18 protein-coding genes are annotated in these 22,358 nt (G+C 41.6%); 7 read left to right on the plus strand and 11 right to left on the minus strand.

What is annotated here, in order from left to right; translation table 11 throughout:
• Positions 1-5 precede the first annotated feature (5 nt).
• The 9 genes from A9267_RS05745 to A9267_RS05785 form a co-directional block, all read right to left on the minus strand.
• Positions 6-653, minus strand: a complete 648-nt coding sequence (locus A9267_RS05745; RefSeq protein WP_065108560.1) for a NeuD/PglB/VioB family sugar acetyltransferase — start codon at positions 651-653, stop codon at positions 6-8.
• A 26-nt stretch (positions 654-679) separates the two neighbouring features.
• Positions 680-1,750: a UDP-2,4-diacetamido-2,4,6-trideoxy-beta-L-altropyranose hydrolase gene (gene pseG / locus A9267_RS05750; RefSeq protein ID WP_065108561.1), complete on the minus strand. Its 1,071-nt coding sequence runs from the start codon at positions 1,748-1,750 to the stop codon at positions 680-682.
• Positions 1,747-2,433 carry a pseudaminic acid cytidylyltransferase gene (pseF, locus tag A9267_RS05755; protein ID WP_055025072.1) on the minus strand — a complete coding sequence of 229 codons (687 nt, stop codon included), beginning with the start codon at positions 2,431-2,433 and terminating at the stop codon, positions 1,747-1,749. Before pseF ends, pseG begins: the two co-directional genes overlap by 4 nt.
• Positions 2,430-3,578: a UDP-4-amino-4,6-dideoxy-N-acetyl-beta-L-altrosamine transaminase gene (gene pseC / locus A9267_RS05760; protein ID WP_065108562.1), complete on the minus strand. Its 1,149-nt coding sequence runs from the start codon at positions 3,576-3,578 to the stop codon at positions 2,430-2,432. The genes pseF and pseC overlap by 4 nt, the downstream gene beginning before the upstream one ends.
• A 2-nt stretch (positions 3,579-3,580) precedes the next feature.
• Complete coding sequence (gene pseB / locus A9267_RS05765; RefSeq protein ID WP_055025074.1) at positions 3,581-4,573, minus strand: UDP-N-acetylglucosamine 4,6-dehydratase (inverting); 993 nt, start codon at positions 4,571-4,573, stop codon at positions 3,581-3,583.
• Positions 4,574-5,113: 540 nt separating this feature from the next.
• Entirely contained in the window at positions 5,114-5,893 is a 780-nt protein-coding gene (locus A9267_RS05770) for a class I SAM-dependent methyltransferase (RefSeq protein WP_065108563.1), read from the minus strand.
• A gap of 242 nt (positions 5,894-6,135) precedes the next feature.
• Positions 6,136-6,642 (minus strand): prepilin-type N-terminal cleavage/methylation domain-containing protein, encoded by a 507-nt coding sequence (locus tag A9267_RS05775; protein WP_055025076.1) that lies wholly within the window; start codon positions 6,640-6,642, stop codon positions 6,136-6,138.
• A gap of 231 nt (positions 6,643-6,873) precedes the next feature.
• Complete coding sequence (locus tag A9267_RS05780) at positions 6,874-7,395, minus strand: protein disulfide oxidoreductase (RefSeq protein WP_055025077.1); 522 nt, start codon at positions 7,393-7,395, stop codon at positions 6,874-6,876.
• A gap of 174 nt (positions 7,396-7,569) precedes the next feature.
• Positions 7,570-9,648, minus strand: a complete 2,079-nt coding sequence (locus A9267_RS05785; RefSeq protein ID WP_065108564.1) for a protein-disulfide reductase DsbD family protein — start codon at positions 9,646-9,648, stop codon at positions 7,570-7,572.
• Between the two features lie 442 nt (positions 9,649-10,090).
• Between A9267_RS05785 and A9267_RS05790 the strand changes: the two genes are divergently transcribed.
• A complete protein-coding gene (locus tag A9267_RS05790; protein ID WP_065108761.1) occupies positions 10,091-12,676 on the plus strand; it encodes an acylase in 2,586 nt (861 codons plus the stop codon).
• Positions 12,677-13,057: 381 nt separating this feature from the next.
• Positions 13,058-14,470, plus strand: a complete 1,413-nt coding sequence (locus tag A9267_RS05795; protein WP_065108565.1) for an endonuclease/exonuclease/phosphatase family protein — start codon at positions 13,058-13,060, stop codon at positions 14,468-14,470.
• 72 nt (positions 14,471-14,542) lie between these two features.
• Here the strand turns inward: A9267_RS05795 and A9267_RS05800 are convergent, their stop codons facing one another.
• The gene (locus tag A9267_RS05800; protein ID WP_065108566.1) at positions 14,543-14,896 is read right to left on the minus strand and encodes a winged helix-turn-helix transcriptional regulator; all 354 of its coding nucleotides are present in this window, start codon (positions 14,894-14,896) and stop codon (positions 14,543-14,545) included.
• A 115-nt stretch (positions 14,897-15,011) separates the two neighbouring features.
• Here A9267_RS05800 and A9267_RS05805 point away from each other — a divergent pair, with 115 nt between their 5' ends.
• The gene (locus A9267_RS05805) at positions 15,012-15,800 is read left to right on the plus strand and encodes an SDR family NAD(P)-dependent oxidoreductase (protein ID WP_065108567.1); all 789 of its coding nucleotides are present in this window, start codon (positions 15,012-15,014) and stop codon (positions 15,798-15,800) included.
• Here the strand turns inward: A9267_RS05805 and A9267_RS05810 are convergent.
• A complete protein-coding gene (locus A9267_RS05810; RefSeq protein ID WP_065108568.1) occupies positions 15,797-16,456 on the minus strand; it encodes a glutathione S-transferase in 660 nt (219 codons plus the stop codon). The two genes, A9267_RS05805 and A9267_RS05810, sit on opposite strands and share 4 nt — an antisense overlap.
• A gap of 126 nt (positions 16,457-16,582) precedes the next feature.
• On the opposite strand from A9267_RS05810, the gene A9267_RS05815 reads away from it, so the two are divergent.
• The 4 genes from A9267_RS05815 to A9267_RS05830 all read left to right on the plus strand — a co-directional run bounded on the left by A9267_RS05815 (position 16,583) and on the right by A9267_RS05830 (position 22,358).
• On the plus strand, positions 16,583-18,874 hold the full coding sequence (locus tag A9267_RS05815) for a peptidase U32 family protein (RefSeq protein WP_065108569.1): 2,292 nt from the start codon (positions 16,583-16,585) through the stop codon (positions 18,872-18,874).
• Positions 18,875-19,230: 356 nt separating this feature from the next.
• Positions 19,231-20,793 (plus strand): methyl-accepting chemotaxis protein, encoded by a 1,563-nt coding sequence (locus A9267_RS05820; RefSeq protein ID WP_065108570.1) that lies wholly within the window; start codon positions 19,231-19,233, stop codon positions 20,791-20,793.
• A 163-nt stretch (positions 20,794-20,956) separates the two neighbouring features.
• The gene (locus A9267_RS05825) at positions 20,957-21,436 is read left to right on the plus strand and encodes a DUF2947 domain-containing protein (RefSeq protein ID WP_055025085.1); all 480 of its coding nucleotides are present in this window, start codon (positions 20,957-20,959) and stop codon (positions 21,434-21,436) included.
• Between the two features lie 349 nt (positions 21,437-21,785).
• Positions 21,786-22,358, plus strand: coding sequence for a chalcone isomerase family protein (locus tag A9267_RS05830; RefSeq protein WP_065108571.1), 573 nt, complete (start codon positions 21,786-21,788; stop codon positions 22,356-22,358).

A 22,358-nucleotide genomic window follows, 5' to 3' on the forward strand; every position in this document is an offset into this window, starting at 1 on the left:
CTTATCTAGCTGACTCGACGGGCTGGATTACCAAGCCATGTAGTGCCTTCGCCAGCATCTTTTAACAGCGCAGAGCCCGCTCCAATAACAGAAAAAGCTCCAAGGTTTAAACCATCACGTACTACGGCATTGGCAGCAACATGTACCCCTTCTTGCACGCAGGCATATCCACACAAACACACATTAGGACCAATATCGACATAATCAAAGATTTGTACATCATGCCCCACATTCGCTCCAGCTCGAACAAACACATTGCTGCCGATTTTAACCTGAGGTTGAATAGATACATTCGAGCAAATCACACTACCAGCACCAATTTGCGAATCAAAACCTATCATTGCACTCGGGTGAATTAAGGTCGCCATCCGCTTAGACGGAATGCCCAGCGACTTTAATAAATCAGCCCTTTCTCGCATTTTCCCAACACTTAACAAAGCAAATACAAAGAGTACATCTTGGTCTAAGTCGCGCCATTGTGAAGGTTTCCCTAGCACTGGCCAATGAAACAGTAATTCATCAGTACTGTGATGATCATTAAGAAATCCGGCTAGCTCAATATCATCACCGGCGCGCTGCATATCCAGTATAATTTGCGCTAATACTGCCCCATTTCCGGCGCCACCAATGATAACGATTCGCTTTTTAACCATACAATTTTATTCCTAATTTTAATCACTTAGTTGAGTATGTGTTTCATCCAAGTATTTTTCTTATCCCACCCTAACATGACCTTTTTTGCACTCGCAGACATCGCTGACATTATTTCGGGTTGTGCGAATAATAAAGCCATCTTTGACTCAAGTTCGTGCGTTAAATTTTCACTCACTTTTCCGAGGTGAATAATGGCATTTAAGCTGGCTAGTTGTTCATTAGGTACGGTCTGATTATCTGCAATCGTCCAACAAAGCGCTGGCAATGCTGCGGCGCAACGTTCCCAAGAAATCCCGCCACCAGCACCAATGGCTAAATCAGCATCAGCCATCAGTTTTGATATTCGTGTCGATTGAACTTCAAGATTCAAATAACCTGAATATTGCTGACATAACACACTAAGTCGCTCAATGTGAGGGTATGACGAACCAACCACAACATCGACTTTTTCTAACTTGTTTCGAAATGACGGCTGGGTTAACACATCACAAACTTGTCCCGTGATGTCATCTTTATCAACGCCACCAAAACACACAAACACTTTGTTAAGTTCAGTTCTTCGTTTCGGATTAATCTCGGTAAATTCCTCACGAAGGGGAATATGCCAAGGGCCAAAAAGTACCTGACCTTCTCCTGGTGTAGCTGAACGTTTATTTAGTGTTGGATCAATAAGAAGCTGACATTCATGTGGCCTATCTCTGAGTCCATCAATGACCAAAGCACGAGCGTGGGTTTCTGATGTTAACTTTTGCTCCCAGATTGCACCTAAAGAGAAATGGTCAACGATGACCCAATCAGGCTTTATACCAGCTCGTGTTAACTCACGTATCGTCTGCTCAGCATCTTTTTCTTCTGTGCATCCCAACCAATGGCTATGAGGATAATCACCATGCTCGTGGGTATATTTTTCAGGCTCTGGCAGCATGACAAGCGGAAACGCTCTCAAAACGTCAGATTGATGACCAAAATGATTACGACAACAAAATGTCACTTCTGCACCCAGTTTTTTGAGTAACTTTGCAATAGTCAAACAACGCATAATATGACCGCTACCGATATGGCGGCCACTATCTGCACGGATTACGACTTGTTTCACATTCTTCCCGCTAGAAATATACGTTCAGCAAACACCCAATCTTCTTCAGTATCAATATCTTGCACTTGATACCTCGGCACAATAAAAGGCGTAGCATGGTTGGAGTACATTATATCTCCTCGTAAAAAAGCTTCAGCTTTACCCCAATAAAACTGTCCAGCATCGTGATAGGCCTCGACGAGATCTTGAGAGCGAGTTTGTAATTGATGCGGGGTAAACATTTCAACATGGCCAGCGTCATTCATAAATAATGCACGCTGGATAGGTGAGGCAAAACTTGTCACGGTAAAGCAAAAGTCTGTCCCCACTTCAATAAGTTGAGCAAAACTTTGCTTTATCGCTTTAGCTGTTACAAACGGTGCTGTTGCATACAAGCAGCAAGCATGCTCTACATCACCTAAGTTATCGTTGACCCAATTAATGGTGTGATTTACCACAACACGCGTTGTCGCCACATCATTTGATAATTCAGCGGGTCTAACAAAGGGAACTTCAGCGCCGTAATCTTTGGCAATTTTTGCGATTTCCTGACAATCAGTAGACACAATAACGTGATCGAATAATTCAGATTCAATCGCCGCTTCAATCGATCTTGCAATGATTGGCTTACCACAAAAAGAGCGGATATTTTTCTTTGGAATACGTTTACTGCCACCACGAGCAGGAATAATTGCAATTCTCACTTGATTAACTCCTTTAGAGTGCCACAAATGAATGCTAATTCCTCGGAGGTTAAATCAGGAAACAAAGGTAAAGTGAGGCAAGATTGATAGTAAGCTTCAGCTTGCGGAAAATCACCTTTCTTAAAGCCAAGCTCTTGATAGTATGGCTGCAGATGAATCGGGATATAATGAACATGCACACCAATGCCTGCTTCACGCATCTTTTCAAAAATTTGTTTTCTGTTGCAGCCTTTTGGCAGCCTAACAAGCAACAAGTGATAAGCACTTAATGTGTCTTCTAAAGGCGTAACGACTTTAATTTGAGTATCGTTAAACTGTTGCAGGTACTCCAAAGCAAGTGCATTTCGCTTACTTATAAACGTACTCAAAACATTAAGCTGACTATTACCAAGTGCCGCTTGCAAATCCGTCATGCGATAATTAAACCCTAAAGCGTGTTGTTCGTAATACCAACCTCCTTCATCAGGGTTGAGCAATTCGGTTTGTTTTTTGGTAATACCATGACTACACGTTAGCGCCATTGATTTGGCCAATAAAGGATCATTCGTTGTCGCAACGCCACCTTCAGCTGTGGTGATAATTTTGACTGGATGGAAACTAAAAACGGTAATATCACTATATTGGCAACTACCAATAGGCGAGTTTAGATAATGGCCACCAATAGCATGGGCAGCATCTTCGATAACGTTAACCCCATACTGTCGCGCGAGTGCCGAAATCTGCAACATATCGCAACTATGGCCTGCCATATGAACTGCAATAATGACTTTAGGCAAAGCCCCTTTTTTCGCCGCAATGGCCAATTTTTCAGCTAATGCAATCGGACACATGTTTGCAGTTTGTGGGTCGATATCAACAAAATCTATTTCAGCCCCGCAATATAGAGCACAATTTGAAGATGCAACGAAAGAGATAGGGCTTGTCCAAACTAATGCTTTCTCGGTCACTCCTAATGCAATACAGGCGGCATGTAATAAAGAGGTTGCACTGTTGGCTGCGACCGCGAATGATGACTTAGTGATGTCAGCAATATTTTGTTCAAATAACGGCACTTGCGGGCCTTGGGTCAAAAAATCCGAATGGAGTACCGAAACAACTGCGTCGATATCTGCATCAGAAATGGATTGGCGCCCATATGGAATCATTATTACGCCTCATCCAGATTTTTAATTTGTTCGATCGATAAAAAATCAGGGTTCTTACCGGAATCATACTCAAACCCGAGTTCTACTAACTGCCCTTTCTCACCGAGTTTATTGGTTGAGTAATCGTTATCTCTGCCAAAAAAAGTAATACTCGGGGTAATCACAAAGTGATCATCAAACTCTAAAGTATGGTGAGAATCATCTCCTGGGCACATCACTTCATGCATTTTTTCACCAGGTCTAATCCCCACAATGTCTTGCTTAAGACCTGGTCCACATGCTTCAGCTAAATCAGTAATTCGTACAGAAGGAATTTTAGGGATGAATATCTCACCACCTTGCATTCGTGAGAAGTTTTTCAGCACAAAATCAACACCATCTTGAAGTGTGATCCAAAACCGTGTCATATCAGGGTGAGTAATAGGTAGAGAATCAGCGCCGTTGGCAATAAGCGATTTGAAGAAAGGAACAACCGAACCACGAGAGCCGACGACATTACCATAACGCACAGCTGAAAAGCGTGTTCTGCCATCACCAACAATGTTGTTACCAGCAACAAATAACTTGTCTGAAGCCAACTTAGTTGCGCCATATAAATTGATTGGGTTAGCCGCTTTATCAGTTGATAATGCGATGACTCGTTTTACATTATTAGCAATCGCTGCCTTAATGACATTTTCTGCACCATGAATATTGGTTTTGATGCATTCCATCGGATTGTATTCAGCAGCCGGAACTTGCTTAATTGCCGCTGCGTGAATGACATAATCTACATCTTTGAATGCTTGCATCATTCTATCTGCATCACGGACATCACCTAAAAAGTAGCGCATGCAAGGATCATTATAGACTTGCTGCATTTCGTACTGCTTTAGTTCATCCCTTGATAGGATAATCAACCTTTTTGGCTTATAGCGCGCTAAAATAGTCTTTGTATATTTCTGTCCAAACGAACCAGTACCGCCTGTTATCAGAATAGATTGATTATCAAACATGCACTCTCCAAATCATTGTAATTATGTCCATGCGGTAGGCTGAAAACCCATTAAACTTATGCAATATATGATTAAAAGCAAAAATCACACCACAATAAGCTTACTTAACGCACTCTGGGAAAATTTCTAGCCGCGTATTTCTAAGCCTGTATTTTTTGAGTAATTAACCAACAATAATATGCATTACTTTTAATTACTTAACTAAACCTACCGCTAGCTTGAGTCTATCACTCTATAAGCTCAACTAACTATCGACTTAGGCATTTTTTTATCACCCGAGTCTAAAAAGGTGGTATTTGAAGCTCACATTTTCGCATGTCGCCACCTTTGTCAAAATGTTGACTAATGAAATTGAATACTCTGCACACAGCAACTGACTAATATTTCTAGCATAGAAAATTTCATTCATTCAATCTTTAACAATAATATAGTTGAGCAGCATCACCGAAAGCTTGGCATTTGGCCTTATTTCAGCCATAAAAAACGACATAGGGAAACCGTATGCCGTTTTATTCACTCAATGAGCTCCATTGATATTCTTTACTTTGGTTTTCTAAATACCAAAGTGAATCTGTCCGTATTGCCAGTCACGGTTTTACGCCCAACCTCGTAACGTAATTCATCATCAGGGCGGTAAAACATATTCGATGATTTCTCTAACACAAATCCTGCGGCTTGCACTTCTAAAATCACATCGACAGGATCTTCACGGCGACGCATTTCATCAGTTTCAGGCATCATGTGGCGTCGAGTATGATCAACAATCACATAAATCCCCCCCGGTTTTAACGCATCAAATGTGGCTTTATTCAGTTTAGTTTTATCTTCTACATTGAAGTTATGGTACTCGCGAATACTGAGCATCATATCGGCATCTGTCATACCAAAATCAATATTACCTAATGTGTAACTTCTTGCTTTTGGGTTCCAGTCCAATGCTATAGGTAGCTTTTGCGCTTTACTCATCGCATCTTTTGCTAACAGATCATTCAAACCTTCTAACCATTCTGCTTTATAGGCTAAGTGCAATTCACCTTGATCTTTTAACAGCGGGGCCAGTATTTTGCTATACCAACCATCACCAGGAGCGAATTCAATAACCTTCATCTCTTTTGTTAAGCCAAAAAATTCCAACGCATAATAAGGGGCACGATTATCATCTCTTTGCTTATCGGCATCTGTACGATGCTCCATTTTCATCACTTCAATGACATCTTGTTGAAATGGCGTAAGGGCAGCAAAAGATGAAAAACTACACAACAAAGAGGTTCCAGCTATCACTGCAGCAATCCAAGTCTTACTCTTATCAATCCTTAACATGTCAATCTTCCTTTTCCGCTCAATGTAATGAGTTGCTAGTCAAATTCGCTTAAGTTAAACAATTATCTTAGTTATTGTATGCCGTAATTTTATGCCGTAATTGTATGCCATAACGACTATACGTCACTGCCGTTATATGCGCACACACTAATATGTTGCCAATTATGTCTATATTTAACCGACTTACGAGAGACAATATTTAGCATCGTAGAATACGAAAAATAACGTTATAAAAACTACTCTTAGCAACCGGTTTGGTTTGCAAAAAAACTCGGTTCGGTAGCGCCAGGAAATGCTAAGTAAAAAAAGTAGCAAGTATCAGTGAAGGTATAGCCTTTTGGAAATAACAACACCAAGATCCCTGCAATTTCAAAGGTGCCCCAATCAGCAGTGATCTCAGCATTAAGGTTATTAACTTGCTCAAAACTTCCCTCTATCGCATTTTCAATATTGTCAGCAGTAGGCGAAATAAAACCAAAGCTTGTGGTGATAGTTTCTCCGTTAAGTTCAATAGAGGACGAAGAAAGTTTTTCTTTACCTTCAATTGCCAGCTTAGAGTAAACAATTGAATTAGCGGACTTTATGGCGGCCTCTAAGCTATCGAGACTTGCAATGGATGCATCGGTTTTCAAGTTTAAAAACTTGGGGGCAGCGATGATTGCAAGCACGGCTAAAATAATGATAACCACAACCATTTCAATCAATGTAAATCCCGCATTATTTGACTCAATCAGGTTAAATTTTTTCATAGTTCACCTAAGCGGTTATAAAAAGCAACGTCAGATTTGTTCAATAAAAAATCATTCTAATATCAGTTATAACCCTACCTAACGCCTTATTCAAGCTAAGAAAACCAATGACCTATATCCATAGCCATAGCCACAGCCACAGCCACAGCCACAGCCACAGCCACATAATAAAAAACCAACACTATGCTGGTGTTGGTTTTTTAGTTGGGCAACATTTATTTCAGTAATAAGCTAGGCTGTGAGTAATCGCCACCACATCCCGGGTAAACTGGTAAAGCCGGTGGTGTAATATTGCAATTCACCGTTTTTAAATACCATGACAGTTGGCGTCACTTGCACAGACCACTTACGAGATAAGAAACCTTGTCGATCATTTATCGTACTTAATGTATACCCTTTGTCAGACAAAAAGTGCTTCATTTTTTCATCACTGCCTGAGCTCATTGCGACCGAGACCACTGAATAGTGTGCACTGAGTATATCTACTGCTGGAGTCACAAATTGACATACAGGACACCATGTTCCCCAAAAGTAGACTAACACAGCATCGTCATGGCTCATGGCCAACACATCAACAAGGTCACCATTTAAGTCGACTGCAGTCATCGTTGGTAATGACTCTGTTGGTAAATCTTTTCCTCGCCAAAGATCAACCACTGTCGATACCAAAATAAACAATACCAACATAATTGATAATTGTTTTAAACCACTGAGTAGTTTCTTACCCCATGTTTTCTGGTTGGGCTCTTTCATCGTTATCTGGTGTTCCAATATCTTATCGTGTCTAAGAGGGCTCGATTATCGCAATACAGGTTTCACGACTGATTTCAATTCTGATATTCAGACTCAGGTTTTTACTCAGTACTGCGACTGCTCGTTGACTAGACCGCCAGACTCAACATTTGTATTCACATTGGTTGATAAAACTTATCGAGCTGATGCTTGCTCAATTGCTGCAAGCACTTGTTCTGTCGTTAAAATGACCGGGAGCTTTATCCCATCTGGTGCATTAGGGCCGTAAACCACGTTAAACGGCACCCCAAATCGGCCATGACTTTGTAAGTAATCAGTAATCGGTTGCGATGCTGTTGTCCAATCACCTTCCACTAACGCCATATGGTCTTGTTTTAGCGTTGAATAAACAGGGTCTTGTAAAATCACCCCAACCTTGTTGGCTTTACAGGTAATACACCAATCAGCGGTTACATCCACAAATACCGTTTTGCCTTGAGCCACGCTACTTGCAATATCTGTTTGCTCAAGAGGCGTCCAAGCGAGATCCGTTGGCAGCGGATTTGACCAGTCGTCAGACGTTGCAAATGCGCCAATAGCAGCAAACATCACCACCATGCTAAAACTTGCAATAACAGCTGGAACGCCATATTGCTTGGCCATAAGCCCAAAAAAACCTAGCACTAACACAGCCGCAAGGACCCATAGAGCTATGACATTGATAAAGCTTGATAATAGGCTGATTAGCCATAAACTTGTCATCAACAATAGCACCGAGAAGAACACTTTAACGATGTTCATCCAGCGCCCTGGTTTAGGGAAATAACGGGCTATTTGCGGAAACATAGCCACTAATAGCCAGGGTAGTGCCATTCCTATTGCTAATGCAGTAAAGATGACCATTAAGCTAAGTACATCAGCCCCTAAGGCAAAAGCCACTGCGGTCCCTAAAAACGGGGCACTACAAGGGGTGGCGAGTAAAGTGGCAAACATGCCTTGTAAAAAATGACCTCGATGATCATTGCCACCCGTGGTAGCAAGTTTAGTCTGCAAGCTCGATGGAAGATTAATTTCGAATGCACCAAGCATATTCAGCGAAAATACAGAAGTGACAATCACCATAAACCCAATAAACCAAGGGTTTTGGAATTGCACGCCCCATCCCACAGCTTGTCCCGTAACCTTCAGCATAATCACAAAGGCAGCCAACAGCCAAAACGACACAATAATGCCAAATGCAGAAGCGATAAATTGGGTTCTTATTTGATTTTTCTGCAAGTCAGGCGCAGCAATAACAGAACTTAACTTCATCCCTAATACAGGTAATACACAAGGCATCACATTAAGAATCAACCCGCCTAGTAATRCAAAAAATAGCATAGTCAGTAATGAATTATCTGACATATCAATTGAGGCTAACTGAACATTCGCTGCGTATTCATACGCTCGCTGATTATCACTTACCGTAATATTCAGTTGCTTCGTATCCAATTGGGCATCTTCGTTCCAAGTCGATACCTCAAAAAAAGCCGTCCATACTTTCGAGCCATCATCACGTGTTTGTCGACTTACGCTAATAGGATTGAAATTGGTTTCTTTATCGCCATCAACAATGACCTGTGGCTGACGCCAACTGTCATCTAATAACGTCACTTGGAGTAGGTTTTGCGCTTTGTCCCACCCCACATTAACTTGATCATTAGCCATATCAATATCCACTAATTGTGGCACGGCCGAAATAGCTTTATTGAACTCGAACATTGCTTCTGTATCGGCTTGAAGCTGACTCGCAGTAAAGTCCAGTTCTAGTTGATAATCTGTTAACACACAAACCGTGGTGCACGATGATAAGGTAAATTTGCCCATCAGTGACGTTGGCGCATTAATATCTTCTACCTTCAGCGCAATAGGGAATACCACCTCACCTTGATAACCTTGGGTTTTATAACCCATGATGGTGTATTGCTGAGGCGTCGGCCATTGCCAATTCACGTCTCCAAGATTAGATGACTCACTCCAATCTATTTTCGGGGCAATGCCGCCCTCACCCGGCGTACGCCAGTACATCTTCCAATCATCATCTAATTGCACATCTAAAATGGCAGGAACCGTATTGGTTTTTTCATCAAGCTCTCCGGTCAGCATAAAGCGAACTTTTACTGGCGGATGATTATCATTGACTAGCCAACCTGTCGTAGCAGCATTGGCCAATGGAGTGATGCTTGCCAGCATCAACATCAAAGTAGAAAAAATGATCGTTTTGACAATATTCAACAAACTTTCCTTATATTGCCCTCATTCTGCTCGAGCAATAAATACGGTTGTAAAATGACAATAAAAAAATGCGTTACCAAGGACATAGACAATGGCAGCTTAATAGACCGAAATAATGACAAAATAGTTCATCTAATGTCACTAAATTAGTGGATAAAGTGTAAATCTGTGAAGCGGTACTTTATTTATTGATTTTCATGACAACACACCCATTTTACCCACTCTCATCTAGCGCTTTATTTCTGACATAAACTGAAACAGGTTAAATATAGACATACGTTTGAATGATTGCTTTAATCGAATCAGGTGTTTTTGTTGTATTTCGATATTGTGGCCCTAAAGGCACAACTGCTCTGAAGTTGAGACACCAAGGAAAGGCAAGACTCACTCATTTATCAATAAAATGAGACAACAATAATAAGGATAATTTTCCATGAAAGTAATGCATTTGAATAAACTCATGCTAGCTATTGGCGTTGCATCTTCAGTTTTTATCGCTGGTTGCGGCAATGACACAGACTACTCTCGCTCCCCTGAAGTTACCCCTGAACCTGAAGTCACACCGCCACTGCAAGCTTTTGCACCAGACGGGATGCTTAAAGCACAAATTCGTCGAACTGCTTATGGCGTTCCACATATTCAAGCTGACAACCTTGAAAGCTTGGCGTTTGGCAGCGGGTACGCCCAAGCACAAGATAACTTATGTATACTTGCCGATGGATTTATCAAAGCCAATTCTGAACGCTCAATGTATTTTGGGCCTCACGCCTCAATTGACTTTGCCACAGGACTTCCAACAGCTGAAGATAACGGCAATTTAATTTCAGATTTTGCTTATAAAGCACTTAAAATTCGCGAGTTAGCCGAAAACCAATACTCACAATTTAGTTATAACTCACGTGCATTAATGGAAGGCTTCAGCGCAGGATACAACCAATATCTTGCTGACGTCGATGCAGGGGAACAGCAAGCTTCCCCTTTTTGCGCAGGTCAACCTTGGGTTAAACCCATTGAAGGGGTCGATGTTGCAAACTATTTATTCTCTATCGCCTTATTACCGGGCGCAGCTAACTTTTTAGATTTAATCTTTTACGCTAATCCTGGTGATGCTGAAGAGTACCTGCCACGTATTGTTGGCCCAGCGCCATCAGCAATGCAAACCGCCTTTATTCAAGATGTGAAAACCAAATTAATCGCTCGTGCCAATACCATTACGACACCAGATACCAACCCTCGTGATTTAGGCTCAAACGGCTGGGGACTCGGTAAAGATAAAACTGAAAATGGCAAAGGAATGGTGCTAGGTAATCCGCATTTCCCTCATACGGGCAACTTGCGTTTTTGGCAATCGCATATCACGATTCCAGGCCAGCTTGATGTCATGGGCGGATCACTCGTTGGCATGCCAGGGTTAATCAATATTGGCTTTAACAAAGACCTAGCTTGGACACATACCTTCTCAACTGCCGAGCATTTTGTGATGTATAACCTTGAGCTAGTCAGTGGCGATCGCATGCAATACCTTTATGAAGGTAACCCCATGCCAATCAACAAAGAAACCGTGCAAGTCCTCGTTAATGGCGGACCTGCAGGTATGCTCATTGCGGAAAAAGACATCTACAMCACGGCTAAAGGACCAATTGTAGAAGCCCCTGTCGGACTTGCTCCTTTTGGTTGGGATGATGGCCAAGCCTTTATGATTCAAGATGCCAATATGGCAACTAAAGATCCTATCGATCATTGGTTTGCAATGAATCGCGCTACCAATAAAGATGAGTTTCAACAAGCCTTTAAGAACTATGACGGGGTTATTTTTAATAACACCATGTATGCGGATAAAGAAGGTAATGCCTTTTACATTGATGACTCAACAGTGCCGGGCTTAAGTGACTTTGCCGTATCATTGTTAAAAACCAACCCAGATATTATTGCGGCTAGAGAACAAGCAGGCTTTACCATCTTACCTGGTAACACCTCTATTTTTGATTTCGACAGCCCAATGCCGTACAACCGAGCGCCAAAGCTTGAACGTACTGACTTTGTGCAAAACTCTAATAACTCATTCTGGTCAACTAACCTTGATGAGCCATTAGAGAATTATTCACCAATGTATGGCCCTGAGCGAGGCCAACTGTCACTTCGTACCCGCATGGCACTTACTTTAATGGAAGATGCAGCAGGTGATGATGGTAAGTTTAATATTGATGAGCTAGAGACCGCGCTGCTGTCTAACCGGATATATTTAAACGATCTTATTTTCACTGACCTAATCAGCCAGTGTGATGCACAAGCTGACACGCCAGTCATGGTGACTGATTCGATTTCTAAAGATATCAGTGGCGCTTGTATTGCGCTAAAGGCGTGGAACGGTAAACAAGATAACGACAGCGTTGGCGGCGCATTAATTCGTGAGTTTGCACATCAGTTTGATCAAAACAGCATGTTAGCGGTGCCATTTGACTACAACAATGCCGCAACTACGCCCCATACCTTAACCACAGATGGCAGTGCGCTCGTAGCACTTGCTCGTGCAACTCTTAATGTTGAAGCGGCAGGATTTGAAGTTGATGCGCCAATGGGGTCTGTTCAATTTGTTGAAAAATCATTACCTGATGGCAGCGCTTCTGGCACCAAACTACCTTGGCCTGGAACCCACAATGCAGAAGGCGGATTTAATGTATTTTCTACCAGCTTGTCAGGCGATGATACGTTAATACCTCAGCATGAATATGCCGCAGTGATGGACGCGGTATCAGGGGCGCCTTTGGCTTCAGGGTTAACTGCCGAAGGCTATCACATTCGCTATGGTTCAAGCTGGATGATGGCGGTGAGCTTTACTGATGATGGCCCTGTGGCTAAAGGAATCTTAACTTATTCTGAGTCGAATAATATTCTTAGTCCTTCTTTTGCCGATCAAAGTGTGTTTTATTCAACAGAAAAGCAATTGCGTCCGTTTCTATTTAATGAAGCTGATATTGCCGCATCCGTTGAGTCAACGACTGAACTAAGCTTTCAAAAAGGTGAATAGCTTACTGTTAACTCGTTAATAATCACTTAGCGGCATCTATAGATGCACCTTTAGCTGCATATAAGTTGTCATCAATACTAAGCCCGCATTTCGCGGGCTTTATATTGATACAAGTACAGCTAAAAAGCTCAAGACGTAATGGTAAAATCAAGTTAATCCAACAGCGGCCCACTCAATTAAGCAACTCGCAATAAACACCAACAAAACCAACCTAAGCGCAACTCACAGTAAACACTCAAGACCCAATTAAGACACAAACGGATCTGCGATTAACCCCGCGTTTACATTGGTATATTTTATTTGTAGCCCCTCATTACACATGGCTAAAATCTCGCTCAATTCCCAGTAAAGGGAATACATAAATAATAAATGGGGTTCAATATGAAAATGTTTAAAACTGCTGCAGCTTTAGCTGTCGGTGTAGCGTTGCTTACGGGTTGCAACGACGAAACAAACAACTACTATCCAGGTGAACCAGCACCTGAAACAACAGATGTACGCATCGGTGCTTATAACTTGTCATTTGACAGAAACACCTTTGAAGATCTTGTCGCTGAAATGGCGTTAACCGTCGCAGAGCAAGATGAATTAATGGAGAAATGGTTCGATGAGTCACTTAGCGACGAAGAACTAGCTGTTGCAGAAAAGGTTATTCAAATTCGCAACGTTGCAGCAATTATCCAAACTGAACGACCTGCAATCTTATGGATGGGTGAATTCAATAACGACGGGACAGCAGAAAGCCAACAAGCAATTCAAGGTTTCCGTTTAAACTACCTGACTGTGCCACAAAATGCGTTAGGTTCAACATCTGAAGAATTTGAAGCCCTTGAGCCAATACAGTTTGGTTATTTTGAAAACTTCGCCACAAATACTGGCCTATTAAGTGGTCACGACTTGAACCACGATGGTAAAGTTGCCCTTCCTGATGATGCTTGGGGCTTTGGCTTCTACCACGGTCAATATGCATTCAGCTTACTGTCTCAATACCCAATTGATACAGATAACATCCGTACTTTCCAAGACTTCAAATGGAAAGACATGCCAGGCGAAACCAACCCAACCATCATTAACTGTGAAGACGAAAACAATCCGATCCCAGAAGGTAAGGCATGTGGTGATGAATGGTACAGCGCTGAGGCATGGGCAGAAAAGCCAATGTCATCTAAGAACCATGTTGATGCCCCTATTATCATTCCTACAGCAGATGGCGATAAAGTCATTCACTTATTAATGTCGCACCCAACACCACCTATTTTCGACACTGTGACTGAAAACAACAAGTTACTTAACCGTGCTGAAATCAAATTCTGGGATGATTACACATCTGGTGAAGGTAGCTATATTTACGATGATGAAGGTAACAAAGGCGGTATCGATAGCGATGCATCATTTGTGATCTTAGGTGACTTGAATGCTGATCCAGAATCTGGTGATGGCTACTTAGATACCATCAAAGACTTAATGTACAGTGACCAAGTTAACCAACTTGCTACTCACGGAATTTACGCACCAAGTAGCTTAGGCGGACCAGAGTGTTTGTCTAACGGTGAATGTAAAGAAGAAAACTGGGGCACTAAGTACCCAGATCTTGTGACCAGCACATCTGGTTTACGCTTAGACCACGTTATCCCTTCAAGTGACTTGAATGTGACTGATTCAGGTGTATTCTGGCCAGCGACTTTTGAAGAAGGTCGTCTAATGATGAATGACGAGCGTGTAGGTAATTGGGGCGGCGGCGGAAAATCAGTCTCTTCTGATCACCGTTTAGTCTGGATTAACGTAGAACTTTAATCCGTCAATATAGTAAGCTGAAACAGTTTATTTCTAATACAAAAGCCCGCAAGCATTGCGGGCTTTTTTGTGTCAATTTAGTGATGAAAAATCAGTATCAATTTCTTGCTGTAATTTCTCTAACTCATCTAGGATGCGTAAAAACTTTTGGCCAAAGTCAGTTACCTTGTACTCAACTCTTGGTGGAAGCTCGTTGAAAGTGACTTTTTCTAAAATACCAAACTCAACATTTCGCTTTAAACACACATTGAGCACTTTTGTGGTTAAGCCCTCAACATGACTCACCATAGCCCCAGGTCGATTGATACCATTTGCCAATAACTGATACACAGTCAGTGACCACTTACATCCATAAATCGCTTCAACCATACGCGCACTTTTATTGGGTGCTGACTTCTTTGAAAATAAATTTTCTTTTGTTTTCATAAATATGTACCAATAAGTACCTATGACACTAAATTGTGCCTACTTTTCAATAGCCTAAAGCGTTTATTAAACTGAGTCTATAGGCAATATAACTCAAACAATTTGGAGTCAACTGATGAACAATTTAACACCATCACTCGATGCGTTTTCAGCCATCGTCTTAGGCGGTTCAAGTGGCATAGGGTTAGCAAGTGCTAAGCGTTTGCTTGCTCAAGGCATCAACACCTTAATTGTCGGCAGTTCAGTAGATAAATTAATCGCAGCTAAAACCGTATTAGATGAAATACCTTCAACAGCCACACTACAAACCCTGCAAGCAGATTTATATCAAAGTGATGATATCGCACAACTCATCAGTATCATTGAACAAGCACAGTATCACATTCAATACTTTGTTAACGCAGCAGGTAAATTCATCCCAACCGCCTTTTTAGACCACCAGCAATCAGATTACGATAGTTATATAAACCTGAATCGTGCGAGTTTTTTTATCTCCCAAGCAATCGCTAAAAACATGCGTCAATATCAAGCTGGCGCAATTGTACATGTTGGCTCAATGTGGGCTAAACAAGCGATTAAAGCAACGCCATCATCTGCTTACTCTATGGCAAAAGCGGGTTTGCACTCACTAACTCAGCATATGGCAATGGAGCTAGCTGAATACAATATTCGAGTGAATGCAGTCTCCCCCGCTGTGGTCAACACCCCTATCTATGGGGCATTCATTGAACCTGATGCAATGGATGAAACCTTAGCCTCTTTCAATGAGTTTCACCCCATTGGCAGAATTGGTACCTCAGATGATGTAGCGGCAACAATCGACTTTTTACTCAGTGAGCAATCCAGTTGGGTTACAGGCGCCATATGGGATATTGACGGCGGAGTAATGGCAGGTAGGAATTAACCACAAAACAGAATATCTTCTCGATTTTCTAACCAAAGCGGATGTTTAGTCATGACTTTACTGAACATCTTGCTTTGCAAATAACGGTTCAGCCAAATACGTAAATGAGGATATGGAGCGTGTAGATACCATTGGCGCTCAACCCGGGCAAATTGACGAATAAACGGCAGTATTGCAATATCTGCTAAGCTTTCTCTATCAGCCATTAAAAAGCGATGCTGTGACAGTAATTCTTCCAACTTAACGATGTACTTTTCGCAAGCTTGTCTGCATTCCACAATATTAGATTCACTATAACGTTTAGCGCATTTGTAGTTTTCTAAACAGCGCTTAAACTCGCTATCAAAGATGTAGATTAACGCCAGCATGCTATCTAAAGTGTCATCATCGGCAAACAACAAGTCATCAGGATCGCCTTGGGTCAACGCCCATAACATCACTTCAAAACTTTCTTCTATAATAGTACCCGTTGGGGTCACAACGACTGGCACAGTGCCTTTAGGCGATACTGATAGCATTTCAGCGGGTTTGTCGCTTAATACTAAGTCTCGCAGTAATACAGGCTGTTTTGACTTATAAATGGCAATACGAGCTCGCATTGCAAACGGACAATTTCTTAACGAGTAGATTACAGGTAAATCCATGATTTTATTCATTGTTGTCTTGCTTCCCTTACAACTTATATACGGGTTTACTAATTAATTATGTACTTTAACCATATTCATTCGCAACATATACGGGTAACATCCCCCCATTAAAATTAACTGAGAACCTTATAAAGCATGAAATCTAAGATTGAATTATTAGCCCCAGGTGGTGATGTCGATGCAATTAAAGCGGCCATTATAGCTGGAGCAGATGCTGTTTATTGCGGCCTAGATACTTTTAATGCCCGTAACCGTGCTGCTAATATTTCATTCGATCAGTTAGTTGGCATAATTAGATTGGCTCATCAATATGACTGCCAAATATTTTTAACCTTGAACATTGTGATTTTAGAGCAAGAGTTTAAAACACTCATAAAACTACTCAACAAATTGGTTAACACCACATTAGACGGCGTTATCGTTCAAGATATGGGCTTACTGTACGTATTGCGTAAGCACTTCCCTACGCTGGATATTCATGCATCAACTCAGTTAACCACTCATAATGCTGGCCAAATTCCATTTTTAAAGACCTTAGGTGCAACCCGAGTTAACTTATCTCGAGAATTAAACTTAAGAGAAATAACCGCACTTGCAACGGTAGCAAAAGAGCACGATACCTTATTAGAAGTGTTTGTTCATGGCTCATTGTGCGTGGCATTTTCAGGGCTTTGTTACTCAACATCTGCTAGTGCAGGTAACTCAGGTAACCGTGGCCGCTGCAGCCAAGCTTGTCGTGAAGAATACGAAACCACTGAGTCGGGCAATAACTTCCCGTTAAACATTAAAGATAACTCAGCATTTTTTGACTTACCTAAACTCATTGATGCGGGTGTTTATTCCTTTAAAGTTGAAGGTCGGATCAAAGGCGCAAGCTACGTCCATACCGTTATCGACAGTTTCCGTAAGCAAATCGATGGCTATATAGAAACCGGAGAACTCACCCAAGATGGCGAACGACTTTATAAAGTCTTTAACCGTGATTTCACCAATGCATTTTTACGTGGTGACTTAAACCAATCGATGTTTATTGATAACCCACGTGATAACTCTAAAAATCATTTGGTCGATAAGCTTAAAGCCGAAAAAGGCGAATCGATTTCAGTCGTCCAAATCCATGACGCACAGCAACAATTGCAAGTGGATAAAAAACAAATCAATGCCTCGGTCGATGACAAAATTGCGCATTTGAGTATTGAAAAAATTAAACTCAAGTTAACGTTTGCCAGCGAACAAGAAAAGCCCTTAACACTGACAGTAACCACTGAGCAAAATAGCAGTGATTTAAGTGATATTGACTCGAAGACAATTGTGTTGAGTTCAACTAGTTTAATGCGCCCGAGTGAAAAATTAAGCGTTGATCAAGAAGCCATTGAAAAGCGCTTTAAAAATATTAATAACGCCAACTATGATTTAGTCGAGCTAAACACCCAAGACCTCACTGATGGCATGAGTATCCCTTATCGTGAAATCACCACGCTGAAAAATGAGTTATTAGCTTATTTAAACGATGGTATTGAAGTCATCCCAGAAGTGGAATTGCCAAAGCTTGCACGCCACCCAAAACCTGAAGGCCAAAAGCCGGCGCTTTCAATGTTGATTTGTGATGAAGCCGACGCAGATTTAGCCAACATCACTGACGGGGATATTTACTTTAAATTACCCGATGCTTATAAACGTGGTTGCACCAAGTATGTCGACTTTTTACAGCAAAATCCTCGTCTAATACCTTGGTTCCCGCCTGTGCTAATTGGTAAAGATTACGATGTCGCATTGAATATTCTTGAGCAAGTGAAGCCGCCGTTAATCGTTACGAACAATACTGGTATCGCTTATCATGCTAATCGATTAGGCATTAAGTGGATTGCTGGGCCCTTCCTAAATACGACTAATTCATATGCACTATTAGCATTACAAGAAGGCTTTGAGTGTAGCGGCGCCTTTATTTCAAACGAAATCAATCGCCAACAAATTAAGCAAATAGCCAGACCAAATAACTTTAAGATGCTCTACAGTATTTATCATCCAATTTTATTAATGGCTAGCCGTCAGTGTTTCTTCCAGCAAAGTGTTGGCTGTGAAAAGCCAAGAATTGATAATGGCTGTATGTTGTCCTGTGACAAATCAACTAGCATCAAAAACCTCAAAGGTGACTCATTTGCCATTGATAAACAAAAAGCAGGTTACCCAAGTATTTATAATCAAGATCAATTTTTAAATACTGACATTATTGAAGATTTAAGCCATATGTTTGATGGCTTTATGATTGATCTAACCAATATTGGTGCTGGCGATAGAGAGTCACCTGATAAAGTGGCGCTCATTAAGCAATTTGAAGCCTTACTCGATGGGCATCGTAATGCCAGTGATACGTTAGCCAAAATGGTGCCAGAGTCTACTTATCTGCAATACCAAAATGGTTTGTAAGTCTGACGGCATTATGACTTAGCAATAAAGATACTATCTAGCCCTGCTTACTATTTTGCAGGGCTTTTTTATGCCCATAACAAACTGAAAACCTTAAATTTAACGCTAGCCCACACAAAAACTGCAACAAATTGTATCACCTAACATTAACTCAATTGTTCATTAATCCCGTTTAAACACTTGTTTAAATTAAGGTTTTTATACTCCTTAGCATATCCTCCTAAAAAACATCTCTAAGCAGTTGTTTTAGCTACTTTAAATCTCATTAAGTTTGCATTACATTCTTGACACATTTTGAGATAAACGTCACGTTTAGCTCATTTTTGCGACATCAGCAGTTAATAATAAGAAGAACTATGAACACTCATACTGCAAGCAATAAAGAATATTTATTTCCATCAGATACCCCACTCGTTTCCAGTACCGATCCCAAAGGGATTATTACCCATTGCAACCAAGCTTTTATCGATACCAGTGGTTATAGTCGCGAAGAGCTCATTGGTAAACCACACAACCTAGTTCGCCACCCTGATATGCCAGCAGCCGTTTTCGCCACTATGTGGAAGACACTAAAAGCAGGAAAAGTGTGGATGGGGCTAGTTAAAAACCGCCGCAAAAATGGCGATTACTATTGGGTCAGCGCGTTTGTTACCCCTGTATATGATGGCAAAACCTTAGTGGGTTATGAGTCAGTACGGGTTAGCGCCGAACCATCAGAAAAACAGCGAGCAGCCAAGGCTTATTTACGGATTCTCGCAGGGAAATCAGCAGCCCCATTAATGACTCAGCTAAGTCATCATCTGGTAAAGATACTGCCAATTGTTCTACCTAGCCTAGCGCTGATGGGATACTTCGGCTTTCAAGGCAATCACACTGGGTTATTTGCAACGCTGGCAACAGCTTTGCTTAGCAGCTTATGGAGTCTTAAACAGCAATCCAGTTATTGGCAGCACCTACTGGATATCAGCCCTAAATCGTTCGCAGACGCTACCGTAGCCCAAACCTACTTTGACGATGTCGGCATGAGTGCTCAAGCAAAGCTTGCCTTTATCAGCGAAATGGCAAGGTGCCGCACTGCGTTAACTCGCATTAACGAGTCGGTTTCGGGTTTAGGTGACATCTCTAATATCAGTAAAACCCAAGTCGCCGTCACTCAGACCTCCGTAGAACAACAAGGTATTGCCACACAACAGATTGCTTCAGCTATCACCGAAATGTCTCAAGCGATTCAAGAAGTCGCCCAAAAAATTGAGGAAAACTCTCATAGCGCTGAAAACGCCATTCAATTTGTGGATGCAGGTTCAAAGCTGGCTGATGAATCCTTGTCATCAATTCATCAACTCAGTCATACCGTCGACAGTATTGCTGTTACCGTTAAGGAATTAGCTGACTCAACCGCTGAAATCGGTCAAGCCGCTAATCTCATTTCATCCATTGCAGATCAAACCAACCTATTAGCGTTAAATGCTGCTATTGAAGCGGCTCGCGCAGGTGAGCAAGGCCGCGGTTTTAGTGTGGTTGCTGATGAAGTCCGCGCCCTAGCTTTGAAAACTCGTGAATCAACCGACCAAATTCACAGCGTCATTAACCAGCTCTCACAAAGAACCACCAGCGCTGTAGAAATGTCGACCCAAGGTGAGCTTGCAGCAAAACACGGTGTGGAAGTCGTTGAAAATACCCGTAATGCCCTGAATGAAATTAAAGATGCGGTGGTTAATATTACCGATATGACCTTTCAAATGTCCTCTGCTGTCGAAGAACAAAGCGCCGTGGCCGAACACATTAACCAACAGATTATCGATATCGCAGACGGCGCATCTGAAACTGCCAATGCAGCGAATAAATCGCTTACAGCCAGTGAATCACTTGAAAACACTATCGGCATTTTTCATTCGCTGATCAGACGATTTAGAGTTTAAAAGTTTGGTGCGCGGCGCGCTACACTCCCCCGTGAGTGCTGCGCATCAAGCTTTCTTGTTGTATTAATATAACCCTGCCCTACAGCCCTAGCACTATGATGACCGAGTCGTTATAATCCCTGTCTTAATGCAGACCCATCTCTTTCAGACCTAGGAGCTATTTTTGGCACACACTTACATCCCATTAGATGCATACAAGCGCAAGTGGATTTTTAACCATAAAGATTTACCTGTGTTAGATACAGATAAAGCGTTAATCAAGCCACTTACCGATAAGAGTGCGATGACTGTCTGGAATCAATGGATAAGTAATAAGTGTAATCGTGCTGAATTATTCTCTAAAGGTGACTGGGCGGCCAAACAAGACGCTTGGAAACAAACTGAACATTGGCAATCTGCATGGGACTCTGATGACAATGCATTGCTAGAGCCCATCGCTGAATTTATCGATTGGGACGACGATACCCAAGTGTTCTTCTGCTACGAAAAATATCAAATTATTGAAACCACTTGGGCGGTGTTTGCCCGTAATTGGAAAGCATTTTTGTTTTTCGATGACGGTCCAATCCTGATTGCTCCCAAGAAAAAACAAGCAATCATGTTTGAACAAAATGGACAATATAAGCTAGGGATGCGCAGCTAAAAACCGATTAGCCACGTTTACTCAAACTTATCAGCGTGGCAAGGGCCTGTTGATCTTTCAAGGTTATTTTTGCAGCGAATTGTTATCCATTTATACAAGGCAGAGACTTTGTGGTGTAGTTATTCTACATAAAAAGTCGATAACGCAGTAAAAATGGACAACAAACGCTGCCCAAAGGGGTCAACTAAAAGTGTTTTACTCTTTGTTGGATGAATCTTTTTAAATAAAGAAGTGCTTAGATGACTAGGCATCAATCCATCCGCCTTAATTAAAACACTTTTATTTCGAACAAAACTTAACCAGCAAAGTTCAACAGGCCCTATCAATACAATTATAAAAAGAGTCCTCTATGAAAGCATTTTCAACAATCGCTCTAACCGCTGTTCTTTCAACAAGTTTATTTTCATCGACGCTAGTACAAGCTAAAACCGTATCAGGTGTCGAACTTGAAGATAACCTGACAATCGCAGAGCAATCTCTTGCATTAAATGGCGCAGGTGTTCGCAGTAAATTCTTTATGGATTTGTATGTTGGCAGCCTCTATATCCCAACGCCAGCAACCGATTTAACGTCTGTATTAGGACAACCAATAGCAGTTGTTCGCCTTAACATTACTTCTGGCATGATCACCTCAGATAAAATGGTCGATGCCATTAACGAGGGTTTTGATAGCGCAACTGACGGTGACATTAGTCCAATACAAGCTGAAATCACTCAGTTTATGGGCCTATTTACTGAAGAAGTCAGCAAGGGGGATCAATTTACCTTTGTTACTCATAAAGGTGCTGGCGTAACCAGTTTTAAAAACGGCGTTGAACAAGCCACTATTGAAGGCGAAGCATTTAGACAAGCATTGCTGAAGATTTGGTTAGGTGACGACCCTGCTCAAAAAAGCTTACGTAAAAATATGTTGGCTAAATAG

Origin of the sequence: Shewanella sp. UCD-FRSSP16_17, from assembly GCF_001675935.1 — a bacterium.
Classification (GTDB): Bacteria; Pseudomonadota; Gammaproteobacteria; order Enterobacterales; family Shewanellaceae; genus Shewanella; species Shewanella japonica.

Coding starts and splice junctions, on each gene's coding strand:
- A9267_RS05745 (WP_065108560.1), bottom strand. CDS start 653: ATGGTTAAAAAGCGAATCGTTATCATTGGTGGCGCCGGAAATGGGGCA.
- pseC (WP_065108562.1), bottom strand. CDS start 3,578: ATGATTCCATATGGGCGCCAATCCATTTCTGATGCAGATATCGACGCA.
- pseB (WP_055025074.1), bottom strand. CDS start 4,573: ATGTTTGATAATCAATCTATTCTGATAACAGGCGGTACTGGTTCGTTT.
- A9267_RS05770 (WP_065108563.1), bottom strand. CDS start 5,893: ATGTTAAGGATTGATAAGAGTAAGACTTGGATTGCTGCAGTGATAGCT.
- A9267_RS05775 (WP_055025076.1), bottom strand. CDS start 6,642: ATGAAAAAATTTAACCTGATTGAGTCAAATAATGCGGGATTTACATTG.
- A9267_RS05780 (WP_055025077.1), bottom strand. CDS start 7,395: ATGAAAGAGCCCAACCAGAAAACATGGGGTAAGAAACTACTCAGTGGT.
- A9267_RS05795 (WP_065108565.1), top strand. CDS start 13,058: ATGAAAATGTTTAAAACTGCTGCAGCTTTAGCTGTCGGTGTAGCGTTG.
- A9267_RS05800 (WP_065108566.1), bottom strand. CDS start 14,896: ATGAAAACAAAAGAAAATTTATTTTCAAAGAAGTCAGCACCCAATAAA.
- A9267_RS05805 (WP_065108567.1), top strand. CDS start 15,012: ATGAACAATTTAACACCATCACTCGATGCGTTTTCAGCCATCGTCTTA.
- A9267_RS05810 (WP_065108568.1), bottom strand. CDS start 16,456: ATGAATAAAATCATGGATTTACCTGTAATCTACTCGTTAAGAAATTGT.
- A9267_RS05815 (WP_065108569.1), top strand. CDS start 16,583: ATGAAATCTAAGATTGAATTATTAGCCCCAGGTGGTGATGTCGATGCA.
- A9267_RS05820 (WP_065108570.1), top strand. CDS start 19,231: ATGAACACTCATACTGCAAGCAATAAAGAATATTTATTTCCATCAGAT.
- A9267_RS05830 (WP_065108571.1), top strand. CDS start 21,786: ATGAAAGCATTTTCAACAATCGCTCTAACCGCTGTTCTTTCAACAAGT.